Source organism: Natronogracilivirga saccharolytica (assembly GCF_017921895.1).
In the GTDB taxonomy this organism is placed as follows: domain Bacteria; phylum Bacteroidota; class Rhodothermia; order Balneolales; family Natronogracilivirgulaceae; genus Natronogracilivirga; species Natronogracilivirga saccharolytica.
The window spans coordinates 1-12,291 of the sequence record NZ_JAFIDN010000011.1 but is presented as its reverse complement, the minus strand read 5'-3'; the positions used below and the strand labels follow the sequence as shown (position 1 = coordinate 12,291).

Here is a 12,291-nt window from a genome sequence, read left to right as displayed (position 1 = left end):
AATGGTATTTACCGATTATCCTTACCATCGCCGTGAAACCAAACCATATGGAATTCGAAAATCAATTAGAAATAGGCAACGGTATTTACACTCCCTCTGAAATCGCAAAAATACTGAGGGTTCCCTACGCAAAGGTTTTCCGATGGATTACCAAATACTGGGACGGCGAACTCGGAAAAGAGTTTGCTGAGCGATATTCCTGGAAGGTCGAAAATTCTATGGCGGTAAGTTTTCACACCTTGGTAGAGTTCCATTCCTTGATGCAATTTGCGGAGGCCGGAGTTAAAACCAGGCAAGTTCTCGAAGCCCACAAGGATCTATCCGGTACATACGACACCGCCTTCCCGTTTGCGATGAAAGAAGTTCTGGATAATATCAAAACAGACGGATTCAAAATCTATTTGTCAAAAAACAAGGATGTAGTCACTCTCGACGGCACCAGACAATTAAATATGGACTTCATCAGATTCTTTTTTAAAAAACTCGACTTCGATTCCGGGAATATTGCATCCCGGTTCTGGCCGCTGGGAAAGGAAAAGTCCATTCTGATAGATCCGAAACGAAAATTTGGCCATCCGGTAATTGATGACCGAAACATTTATCCGGAAACGATTCACGGTCACTATATTGCAGGAGATCCCATTGCTTACATTTCTCATGTCTACAATTTGTCGGAAAAGCAGATACAGGATGCACTGGAATTTTGTGAAGCGGCATGATTCTCTCTCTTGACGAAAATATGCCCATTCACCGAAGAAAACATGAGCTTGAACTTTACCGCAGGAAGAACATCGGAATGTTTTTCTTAAAAGGAACGAGTAAAAAACAAGGTTTGAGTGTATGGCAAATGGTTGAGGCTCTGGCTAAAAATTGGCTGCAAATTGTAGACATCATTTATCGTGAGAAGAGGCCTTTTGCATATCAAATATCACTAAAAGGGAAAATGAAGAAGGTTGATTGAATGACCAGCCTCATCATACACATCCCGCACGCCTCAACGCACATCCCATCCCGGGATGGATTTCTTGTGGATGGGGCCCGCATCGAAAAGGAACTACTCACGCTCACGGACTGGCACACCGACGATCTGTTTGTGGATGCGGCCCGTGACGATCATCCGGTCGCGGCCGGATTCTCCCGCATCTTCTGCGACGTGGAGCGGTTTGCGGACGATCGTCAAGAAGTCATGGCGAAATTCGGGATGGGCGTGCTCTACGAATCGACCGACGACGGCGAGCCGATGCGCAATGTGACCCCGGAGTTGCGGAAGCGGATCCTGGAGCGCTATTATCACCCGCACCATGCCAGGCTCGAGAAGGCGGTGCAGGCGGAACTGGACCGGGTCGGTCGGGCCGTCATCGTGGATGCGCATTCCTATCCGGACATCCCCCTGAAGCGCGACCTGGACCCGCGCCGGCCCCGTCCGGATTTCAACATCGGCACCGACCCGTTCCACACGCCGCAGGAACTTGTGGATGCGTCCGTCCGCTTTTTCGAAGCGCGCGGATACTCGCTGGGGGTGGACTGGCCCTACAAGGGCACCATCGTGCCGCTTGCCTGGTACGGCAAGGACAAGCGGGTGGCGTCCATCATGCTGGAGGTCAATCGAAAACTGTATCTGGAGGATGGCAGCAGCGACAAAAATGGGAATTATGACCATGTCCGACAGACAATTCAGGACTATCTGGATGTAATCGCATCGAGTGTGACGGTCTGAACCGTTTAAAGCAGGAGCATTGCCTTAAAAACTGCATCACGTGACTTGCAGCGCTGTCATTCCTCAGGTGTCTTGACAACTTTGAAAGCAATATCCTTTTCACGCTTTGGGACAGCACCTTTTCTCAAATTATCGATGATCGTGAGACTTTTTATGCCTTGAATAAATGATAAAAAATGGGTCGATGTCTCAATCCGGGGCTGATTTCCAAATCGCCCTCCTCCCGCAGATGATCTGCCGATACCAAAGCTGTAGCTCTTATTCCTGAAAACAATGGTCACAGTCTCAGTAGTACTTTTATAAAGAGCATTGACACCGTATTTCACCTGGATCAATTTGCCTCGCCACTCGAAAATAAAATCAGAGAGGTTGTCACCTTTTCCATGCCAGGTCAAAACAAGTTTGTCTTTTGTTATCTCATGTTCCGGGGGATGCATGTCACACTAAATATTTGGTGAAGTGGATGGCAAGTGTATGCCGCTCAATATAAAGAATAATCATCTTGACAGCCCGATGACAGCGTGTTGATTCCGAATTTTCACTGTGGTATCTCATAAAATAATGCCTCACTACGACACGATTTGACGTTTAAAAGCCCTGAGCCGGGATTATCGTTGGTAGTGTTTCAAAGAGTGTGCCACGTCCCCTATTGCAGTATGGTGGATGAGGTGATGAGTTCTCACTGCAGTTCCACCCAAATTGCAGGTTATCGTCCTTGCCGAAGTCGGAAGCGGCAATATCCACCGGCCCAACATTTGTATCAACCCTCTGCCATCCCAAATGCGCTGCACAGGCGAGTACCCGTGAACCCGCAGTACACGCCGATGCCCTCCGAAAAGACCCTCCATATCATACACATCCCGGACACCTCAACGTAAATCCCGTCCCTGGATAGATTTCTTGTAGATGGGGTCCACATCGAAAAGGAGCTACTCACGCTCACGGACTGGCACTCCGACGACTTACTTAATGATGCTTTCATCGGTTTTGATGAAGTGAGCGCATACTTGCTGGGATTGAGCTAGCGGGCAATCGCGCCGCTTGCGCAGTCATTCATGTTGGAGGTCGATCGCAAGCTCTATTGCAGGATGGTAAAGTTTAATAACCTCTAGTCGATAAATTTCATAAAGGCGAATAAATTCAGTTAATATGAAATTCATACGTATTAATTTGTAAAAATGAGATGTCTTAAAAGCTAAGAAGTAAAATTATTTGCTAAATTTGTCTTTTTTTGTTTAATTCGTAGAAAATATTTTGTTTCTAGCTATTTATTAAAATATTAAAACATGGAAGATACAAATCAAAGAATTGACGCTGATTCGATTGTGATCAATGTGGACAAAAATGTTTTTGAAATTACTTCAATTATACATTCATCTTATATCTTTACAGATAGGTGCTACATAAGTATCAATACGAATGAGTCAGGGATAGAGGTCTGTCTTAAGAAAAAAGATAAAAATATTAACTTAGATACTATTGCCCGTGAATTTAATAATGAAGTAATCGATCAGCAAATAAGATTAACAACAGGTCGAGAGTATAAAGAGATAAGAAAGCAGTTGGTAAAAAAAGCATTTTCTTCAATTAATAAGTGATGAGTAATTATAGTATACTGCCGTTTAGATTTGAAAGATTCGAAGACGATTACTTCATTTCAAACGAAATAGGAGAATATGTCTATTTGAATCCAATTGACTTTAATTCATTTGTGAACCATAATCTTGATATAGAATCTGATGCATATCTAAATTTAAAAAGCAAGCATATTGTTGCTGATACAAATATTGAATCAGTTATTGAATTACTTGCGACTAAATATAGAACAAAAAAAAATTTTCTATCTGAGTTTACCTCTCTACATATGATTGTTGCATCTCTGAGGTGCAACGCAAATTGTAGCTATTGTCAAGTATCAAAAAAAAATGTAGAAGATTATCAGTTCGATATGGATAAGTCTACTGCGAAAAAAACAGTAGACATGATTTTTAAAAGTCCTAGCAATAATATAAAAATAGAATTTCAAGGTGGGGAGCCTTTACTTAATTATAAAATAATCAAATATATAATAAACTATGCAGAGTGGAAAAATATATATCATAAAAAAAATCTAGAGTTTGTAATTTGTACAAATCTGACATTAATTAATGAGAAGATGCTTAGGTGGATAAGTAAACACAAGGTTTACATATCAACATCTATTGATGGACCAAGAGACCTTCATAATAAAAATAGACCATTACAAAAAAATAATAATAGTTTTGAATCAGTAGTAGAGAAAATAAAGCTTTGTAGGGAATATCTTGGAGAAGATAGCGTATCAGCACTAATGACAACATCATCCTATTCCCTAGGAAACTTTCCTGAGATCATAGACACATATAGGGAGTTAGGTTTTAACTCAATATTTTTGAGAGCACTAAATCCTTATGGATTTGCTAAAAGAGATGAGCATTTTTTAGCTTATCCAGTAAATAAATTTATTGAAGAGTATAAGTTAGGTTTAGACTATATCATTCAAATTAATCTTTCCGGTGAATATTTTTGTGAAGACTATGCTACAATATTGCTTTCTAGAATCTTAACTCCATTTAGCACTGGATTTGTAGATCTTCAATCACCAAGTGGTATAGCTATTTCAGGTGTTATATATGATTATGACGGTGACGTATATGTTTCTGATGAAGGAAGAATGTTAGCCTCTTCAGGGGACAAAACATTTAAAATAGGTAATGTTAACAATGATAAGTATGAAGATATATTTAATAGTGACTATCTTCATGAGCTGATTGAATATTCAGTTGCTGAAAGTCTTCCTCAGTGTTCGACTTGTGCTTATTTGTCTTATTGTGGAGGAGACCCAGTAAGAAACTATAATGAACAAAAAGATTTCATAGGTCATAGACCAACTAGTGACTTCTGTAAAAAAAATAAAAGTATAATTCAGTACTTGTTAAGTCTACTTAAAGAAGACAACCCTGAAATAAACAAAATATTTTGGAGTTGGATTATTCGCAGAAATATAGAATTATGAAGCAACTATTTGGGGAACCATATAATCTAGAAGAGACTATTATTGGAATAATAGTAAAAGAAAATAGGGCTTTTTTAAGAAGAAAAGACTATGTCCTAGTAACTGATCAAATAGATATTAAAGGGAAATATAAAGCTATAATTACAGGTCATAAGCTTTTAAGCGAACAGCAAGGTGTATCGGGTGTAAGTAACACTGATGAGCTTAATAATGGTGATATAGTTACAATCGACTCCAGTGGCGTAATAAATGTTGTTTACGAAAAAGGATCAAAACATAATGCGATATTTATTACTGGGAGATGTAACTCTAATTGCATAATGTGTTCCCAACCACCAGTTAAAAAGGAAGCAGATAGATTTAAACTCAATATTGAATATATAAGACTCCTACCTAAACAAACGGAATCGATTGGCTTGACTGGAGGTGAACCCACTGTTATAGGTGAACAATTATTTGGTATAATTAAAGAAATCAAAAAGAGACAACCTGAAATACATATAAACATATTGTCAAATGGTATAAAATTTAAGGATAAGAAATATGCTTATGATTATGCAAGCTGTATAAATGAAAGAACAGTTATAGAAATACCATTGTATTGTGATATAGATCATATACATAACAATATAGTAGGTACAAAAACATTCTATGACACAATAAAAGGTATTTATAACCTTGCTTCTTACAATGTAAAAATTGGTATACGTGTTGTTGTAATGAAGCACAACTATAAAAGATTGGCAAATATAGCTGAGTTTATCTACTCAAATATGCCATTTGTATATCAGATTGCATTTATGCAAATGGAGCCAACGGGACATGCAATTAATAATATCAATGAACTCTGGATTGACCCATATGACTACAACGAACAATTAGAAAAAGCAGTACTGATATTACACTATAGGGATATGCATGTATCAATATATAATAGCCAATTATGCATTTTACCAGAAAAAATAAGAAGATTTGCGGTTAAATCAATTTCAGAATGGAAAAATATTTATGTCCAGAAATGTGAATTATGCAATATTAAATCCGAATGTCCAGGTTTTTTTGCATCATCAGAAAAGTTTCATAGTAGAAAAATTCAACCTGTAATGAATAATTAAAGCTAATCAAACATATAGGATCAAAACAAAAATAAACAACAACATATATATTCTGAATATTTGCTAACTAGTTTGTTGACAAATTAAAAATCTAAGTTTAAATTGCAACGAAACAGAAATTTAATATTCATTAGAAAAAAGAGTAGTTGGAGGAGATATGAGAAGATTATTAACTGTTCTACTTACTGGATTTATATTTATTGGAACTTCTATTACTCAAAAAACAAGCATATTATCTGCAAAAGATATTGTTTATAATGAGTATGAAGAAAATGACGGACTCGTATTGAAACATGCAAATGAGATTTATGGCAGTGAATTTTATTCATCTAATCAGCATACCTCTCATAGATCCCACTCTTCACATAGTTCGCACCGTTCTCACAGCTCTCATAGTTCACACAGCTCACACAGCTCACATAGCTCACACTATTCAATGTACACATAAGTAATCCACTTAATTTAAGATAGAATACTCGTATTAAATCAATTCCTTGGGGATAGAGCCGAAACTATAATCCGGACAGCTGATCTGGTAAGGGTTCTGAAGAAACTGCCGCTGCTGGATCGGGCCAAGGTGCATGAAGTTTCCATGGATATGCCAGTAACGTTGAAAGGTACTTCACCATTTTGTGTGTCTGAGGTAGCATAAAAAAATCTCCTTGCGTAGGTTTGGCAAGCGACCAAACTAACCAAAACCAAACGCAAAGAGACAATGCATATAACAAAAGTACAACTCAGCTAACTCATTGCCACCCACCTTCAACTAGAAAACGGTCTGAATGAGGTCATGGGGATGACCCTGAACGGCATGATGAAAGCCGAACGTAATGCCTTTCTGGAGGAATCTGCGCCCAATAAGGGCGACATCGTGCCACTTGCCTGGTATGGCAATGACAAGCGGGTGGCGTAGATTATGCTGGAGGTCAATCGTAAATTATATTGCGAGGACAACAGCTGCGGTAAAATTTTGAATTATTGCCTGGTCAGGCATGAAATTAATAGCATTGATTGAGTACCCAAAGTCTTAAGAAAAGCAGTATGATGTATGGATTCTCTAGGTGCAGTGTTTTTTCATCGTAAGTACCATGGTTAATAATCAAAATTGGAATAAGTTGGATAGAAAGACAAAATTTAAGCCATCTTGACGTGTCTTTTCCATTATGACTCTCACTTACGGACTTTACGAACAACTCATCAGCAGGACGCTCCAACGTAAGCTTGAGGAACAAGATCAACGCCAATATCATATTGCAAAGGAACCACTTGATCCCGAAGAGGCCGCCTTATACCTGAGTCGATATCTTTCCCGGATTATGCAGTCGGTCCTTGGTGAATATCGGTCCGATCACGAAGGTATTAAACAGCAAATCCAACTATGCAATGAGCTTATCGAGCGGCTGAATCAAAGCACACGACGGCTGGATCTATCTGAGGATCTTATTGAGGCCGGTGGCCAGGTACTTACTGCCGTTTTCGACCAGAATAATGCGCCATTTTCCAACCTCGAAGAACACTTAAAGCGCATCACTCCGGTTACACGTCTCACTCAAAGCGAGCTTTTCACTGGCAGTCGCGCAGGAATCACCATGGAGAGCGAGCTTAAAAAGGAGATTCTGTCATCAGACCGTATTGACTTGCTCATTTCATTTATCAAATGGACTGGTATCCGGATTTTCGAGCAAGAATTGCGGGAATTTACCGGCCGTGGTGGACGCCTGCGTGTTATTACCACCTCTTACCTGGGTGCAACCGACGAAAAGGCCATCCGATTTCTGAATGAACTTCAGAATACCGAAATCCGAGTCTCCTACAATACCGGCAGTGAACGACTTCACGCCAAATCGTATCTGTTCCGGCGCAACACGGGTTTTCATACCGCCTATATAGGTTCATCCAACATCTCGCAATCCGCACTCACCAGCGGACTGGAGTGGAACTTGAAGGTCACAAACAGCGAAATCAGCCATATCATCGACAAGTTCATAAAGACTTTTGAAACATACTGGAATGATTACGATTTCGAGCCCTATGAAGCTAAGCGGCTTACCAGTGCACTGCGGGATGCACGTCGGTCTTATGATGCCACACCATCTTTCGTTTATTTCGATCTGAGACCGTACCCGTTTCAGCAGCGGATATTGGAAACACTCAGCGCTCGTCGGTCAGTGCATGACAGCTGGCGTAACCTGATAGTTGCTGCAACTGGTACGGGAAAAACGGTAATCTCTGGATTCGATTATCGCAGGTTTTGTAAAAAGGAGGAAGAGGAACAAGAAAATTTGCAAAGGCAAGCGAATACAACCACTCGTCCAAAATTGCTATTCATAGCACATCGAGAGGAGATCCTTAAGCAGGCAATGGCCACGTTCCGTGGTATTCTCCGTGATCAGAATTTTGGTGAATTATGGACTGGTCGCTATGAGCCCACTCATGTTGATTACGTATTCGCATCCGTCCAGACACTCAATAGCCGATGGGATCAAATTTCGCTGAGTAAGGAATACTACGACTACATTGTAGTGGATGAAGTGCATCATATTGCTGCGTCCAGTTACCGTCCCATCATCGACTATTTCAAACCTAAAGTGCTGCTTGGACTCACGGCCACGCCCGAACGCATGGACGGTGAAGACATTCTGCGTGATTTTGACAATCGGATAGCCGCGGAGATCCGTCTGCCTGAGGCACTCAACCGAAAACTGCTCTGTCCATTTCAGTACTTCGGCATCACCGATAGTGTCGATCTTTCAGGCGTGACCTGGCGACGCGGAGGTTATGCGACCGAAGAATTGTCCCATGTCTACACCGCATCTGATGCACGTGTCGGTGAGGTTATTGATAGCATTCGCAAATACACCGTCGATGAGCACAAAGTGCGTGCCTTGGGTTTTTGCGTGGATATGAGGCATGCTGAGTTTATGGCGGAACGCTTTGTCTCTGCAGGTTTCCGGGCCGCTGTACTTACCAGCAAGAATGCCATCCGGAGAGAAGAGCTGCGTCTGAAGTTGGCACGAGGCGATATTAACTACCTTTTTGTGGTGGATATGTTTAATGAAGGTCTCGACATTCCGGAGGTGGACACTGTGCTGTTTTTACGTCCCACTGAGAGTTTGACTGTCTTTCTGCAGCAACTTGGGCGTGGATTGCGCAATTCGGATGGCAAGGAGTGTTTAACAGTGTTGGATTATGTCGCAAATGCCCGCAAGGAGTACGATTACGAACATAAGTTCCGGGCATTGGTAGGCAAGACGGACACATCCACACGACGCGAAATCGAACGTGATTTTCCGAATCTGCCACTGGGGTGTTCCATTACACTTGAGCGAGTGGCCCGAGATCGAATTATCGAAAATATCCGCCGAAACACACGGCGCACCCATGCTCATATGCGCCATCTAATCAGGCAGTTTCAGCATCAGTCGACACTACCACTTACACTTGAGAACTTTCTGGAGTTTTACCATTTGGACCCGGAAGAAATATACAAGCGGGATAAAAATTTTCATCGTTTGTGCGCCGATGCCGGCTTAATACCGGGATTTTCCGAATCTCTCGAAAAGAATGTTACTAAAGCTATTTTCCAGAAATGGTTGCCCAATCGATGTGTGGGATACTTCCGATTTATAAGGCAGCTGTTGGCGAAATTCGCACAAAACAAGGTATCCAGCCTGGACGATTCTGATTTTAAAGAACCAGAACACGCGTTGATGGCTATGATGCTCTGTTACGATATATGGAGCGTCCCGCCGGCTAAAGCAGGATTTAGCTCCTTGACGCGGGCTGTAGAACATATCGGGTCACATCCTGTGATGTGTACTGAAATTGTGCAGGTACTGGATTGGATTATCGCCCGAATCGAAGTAGAAGAAAAAACTTTTCGACCTGGATACCCTTGTCCCCTTAGATTTCATGCGCGTTACCATCGTGATCAGATTTTGACAGCTTTCGGATTCAATGATTTTAGAAAATCAAAGTCAATTAAAGAGGGGGTAGCACGCATTGGTGAAACCAATACCGAGCTTCTATTTGTCACGCTGGAGAAAAGTGAAAAAGAATACTCACCAACCACCATGTACCACGATTATGCCATCAACGAAGAACTATTCCACTGGCAGTCACAGAATTCTGCCCGACCCGATCGTGGTCGAGGTCAGGAATATGTACAACAACGTGATAAAGGCAAGAACGTGTTGCTTTTCGTACGTGAGCGGAAAAAGTCGAAATGGGGCAATACCATTGGCTATGTTTTTCTGGGCCCTGTGCAATATGTGACGCATGAAGGGGCACAACCTATGAGCATAACCTGGCGACTTGAGGAACCGATGCCGGCTTCTTTATTGGAAAGTGGAAGAAAGCTGGTTGCGGGGTGATGATTTTTGGGGATGGGCACGGCACTTATATTTATCGGCCTTGCGTTTAAGTGGCTGGGCGAGATGTTTTAATTGGGCAAAATGCGACTGCCAGTCCGCCTGAAGCGCTTGTTATGCGTTTTTGTGAATTTTCTCGATTAGTCATGTTAACTAAACAAAGTGAAACTGAAAAATACATAAGCGAGATATCCAAAAAGTAGAATACACCCTTCCCTGCGGGTAACTTTTTTTCCCGTGTACAAAAAAAGGAACAGCAACATGGAGACACCCAACATTATCCATAAGTCAAAATCTAGTATTCTTTGGTTAACGGGAAGTGGTTGCAGCATTGCTGAAACACCCAATATACCGAGTGTGTTAAAAATATTACTACCAAGAATGTTCCCTACGGCAACGTCCGCATGGCCCCGAATCGTCGCCAATACAGATATTGACAATTCAGGTAATGAGGTACCTACTGCCACTAAAATTAAACCTATAAACGCTTCTGAAATCTCAAATGATTCGGCTATTCCAATGGCACCCAATAATAAAACCTGAGCCCCAGCAATCAAAAGTAGTAAACCAAGCAGTATGTAAACAATAGTTTTAAGGGTTGAGCCTGGAATTCCAGTAACTTCCGTTGCTTCAGCTTTGTGAAGCTCAGCGGATGGGGAGCTTGTATGGCGCTGGCTAAAATAGGCCAATAACAAGTAACCCAACAATGCTATTGCAAGGATGATGGCATCAAATCTTGCGAGGCTGCTTCCTCCCACCAATACCAGTAGCAACACGCTGGAAAGCATAACAGTCAAAGCATCACGTTTCAAAGCGAGGGGACGCACAGCTAGTGGTTTTATGAGTGCACACAGACCTAAAATGAGCAAGATATTACCAATATTACTACCAACTACATTGCCAATTGCGATATCAGCACGAAGATTAATTGCAGCATCCACCGAGACAGCGAATTCTGGTGCTGATGTACCAAAGCCAACGATTATAAGACCTGATAAAAGAGGGGAAACTTTAAAAAAAGAAGCAGCGCTCAAGGAACCCCGTATTAATAACTCCCCACCAATGGTAAGTAAAACAATGCCAATGATAAGAAAAAACAAATCGAACATATTGGAGGAGGGGGACTCAGATAATTAGTGATGAGGGTGGATTTTAAAACGCATATCCCAAAATTTATAATTCTCATTATTGGCTAAAATATTTTTTGATATCAGAATCAATTTTATGTGGGTCCTGACGATTATCAAAAACCGTTATAATTTCAAGCTCTTCAGAGTTGAATCGATAGAAAAATGATGTTTGTTTACTCACAACGCATTTAAACAGATTCGGGAAAGTATCCGACTTTGGACAACTCTCAGGATGAGTAGCTACTCTTTTGAATGCGTTTAATACTTTTTGCAGGAACTCGTCTCGTTCCTTTTTTGCCCATTGTTGCTCAATAAATTCAAGAAGTAACGATAACTTCTTTTCAGCCAAAGGAGAGAGGTAGACTTTAAGCACATCAAGAATGTTTAGAAATAAATTCTTCCAGGCTTATTCTTTGGCCGTCATCGAGTTGATTGATGCCGAGCTTGATTTCTTCTTTTTGCTGATCACTGAGCTCATTCCAAAAATCGTGATCTTGCTCTTTGAGCACTTCAGTGAGCTTATCGATGGTTTGCTGATTATCGATCTTGAGAATCAGTTTGACCAATTCGAGTTTTGAAGATTGTAGGTCCATATCATTCAATGACTTATGGCAAAGAGAGAAAATGTGGAATCAAGCTAATGACAATCAGTTTTAGGTGCGAACATTTCTTTAAATATAATGACATAAAATGGAAATTGTTGTTCGATTCTGGCTAATTAACATTTGAAGTGCCCGATCCTGGGAGAAAAGTTTGAATCCGGGGGGCTAGCCCCCCGGATTTTTCGCGAAGTTTTGCAGCTTCCGTCTTTTCTCCTACCAAAGAGTCGAGCACATGAAGCCATACAAACACCTCGCACTGTGGGAAAGATACCACATCCGCAGCGCAATTCAATTTGATTACCGGCCTGCCAATATTGCCAGAA

At 41.1% G+C, this 12,291-nt stretch carries 12 protein-coding genes; 9 read left to right on the top strand and 3 right to left on the bottom strand.

Annotated features, from left to right (window positions below; genetic code table 11):
• Positions 1 to 32 precede the first annotated feature (32 nt).
• Genes NATSA_RS15690 through NATSA_RS12500 form a run of 3 tightly spaced genes read left to right on the top strand, consistent with a single transcriptional unit; the run spans position 33 to position 1,717 of the window.
• Positions 33 to 719, top strand: a complete 687-nt coding sequence (locus tag NATSA_RS15690; RefSeq protein WP_210512941.1) for a DUF433 domain-containing protein — start codon at positions 33 to 35, stop codon at positions 717 to 719.
• Positions 716 to 961, top strand: coding sequence for a hypothetical protein (locus NATSA_RS12505; protein ID WP_210512940.1), 246 nt, complete (start codon positions 716 to 718; stop codon positions 959 to 961). The genes NATSA_RS15690 and NATSA_RS12505 overlap by 4 nt, the downstream gene beginning before the upstream one ends.
• Positions 962 to 1,717 carry an N-formylglutamate amidohydrolase gene (locus NATSA_RS12500; RefSeq protein WP_210512939.1) on the top strand — a complete coding sequence of 252 codons (756 nt, stop codon included), beginning with the start codon at positions 962 to 964 and terminating at the stop codon, positions 1,715 to 1,717. It begins immediately after the preceding gene.
• Between the two features lie 56 nt (positions 1,718 to 1,773).
• Here NATSA_RS12500 and NATSA_RS12495 read toward each other — a convergent pair whose 3' ends face one another.
• Positions 1,774 to 2,154, bottom strand: a complete 381-nt coding sequence (locus tag NATSA_RS12495) for a hypothetical protein (RefSeq protein WP_210512938.1) — start codon at positions 2,152 to 2,154, stop codon at positions 1,774 to 1,776.
• Positions 2,155 to 3,003: 849 nt separating this feature from the next.
• Between NATSA_RS12495 and hxsD the strand changes: the two genes are divergently transcribed.
• From hxsD to NATSA_RS12475, 5 genes are all read left to right on the top strand, one after another.
• Positions 3,004 to 3,315, top strand: coding sequence for a His-Xaa-Ser system protein HxsD (gene hxsD, locus NATSA_RS12490; RefSeq protein WP_210512937.1), 312 nt, complete (start codon positions 3,004 to 3,006; stop codon positions 3,313 to 3,315).
• Positions 3,315 to 4,751, top strand: a complete 1,437-nt coding sequence (gene hxsB / locus NATSA_RS12485) for a His-Xaa-Ser system radical SAM maturase HxsB (RefSeq protein ID WP_210512936.1) — start codon at positions 3,315 to 3,317, stop codon at positions 4,749 to 4,751. The genes hxsD and hxsB overlap by 1 nt, the downstream gene beginning before the upstream one ends.
• Positions 4,748 to 5,866 carry a His-Xaa-Ser system radical SAM maturase HxsC gene (gene hxsC / locus NATSA_RS12480; RefSeq protein WP_210512935.1) on the top strand — a complete coding sequence of 373 codons (1,119 nt, stop codon included), beginning with the start codon at positions 4,748 to 4,750 and terminating at the stop codon, positions 5,864 to 5,866. The genes hxsB and hxsC overlap by 4 nt, the downstream gene beginning before the upstream one ends.
• Positions 5,867 to 6,656: 790 nt before the next feature.
• Positions 6,657 to 6,779: a hypothetical protein gene (locus NATSA_RS15610; protein ID WP_272491780.1), complete on the top strand. Its 123-nt coding sequence runs from the start codon at positions 6,657 to 6,659 to the stop codon at positions 6,777 to 6,779.
• 250 nt (positions 6,780 to 7,029) lie between these two features.
• Positions 7,030 to 10,239 carry a DEAD/DEAH box helicase gene (locus tag NATSA_RS12475; protein ID WP_210512934.1) on the top strand — a complete coding sequence of 1,070 codons (3,210 nt, stop codon included), beginning with the start codon at positions 7,030 to 7,032 and terminating at the stop codon, positions 10,237 to 10,239.
• 146 nt (positions 10,240 to 10,385) lie between these two features.
• On the opposite strand, the gene NATSA_RS12470 is transcribed toward NATSA_RS12475, so the two are convergent.
• The gene (locus NATSA_RS12470; RefSeq protein ID WP_210512933.1) at positions 10,386 to 11,345 is read right to left on the bottom strand and encodes a calcium/sodium antiporter; all 960 of its coding nucleotides are present in this window, start codon (positions 11,343 to 11,345) and stop codon (positions 10,386 to 10,388) included.
• A gap of 76 nt (positions 11,346 to 11,421) precedes the next feature.
• A complete protein-coding gene (locus tag NATSA_RS12465; protein ID WP_336244716.1) occupies positions 11,422 to 11,739 on the bottom strand; it encodes a type II toxin-antitoxin system RelE/ParE family toxin in 318 nt (105 codons plus the stop codon).
• Between the two features lie 7 nt (positions 11,740 to 11,746).
• Here NATSA_RS12465 and NATSA_RS12460 point away from each other — a divergent pair, with 7 nt between their 5' ends.
• Positions 11,747 to 11,944 carry a hypothetical protein gene (locus NATSA_RS12460; RefSeq protein WP_210512931.1) on the top strand — a complete coding sequence of 66 codons (198 nt, stop codon included), beginning with the start codon at positions 11,747 to 11,749 and terminating at the stop codon, positions 11,942 to 11,944.
• The last annotated feature ends 347 nt before the right edge of the window (positions 11,945 to 12,291 follow it).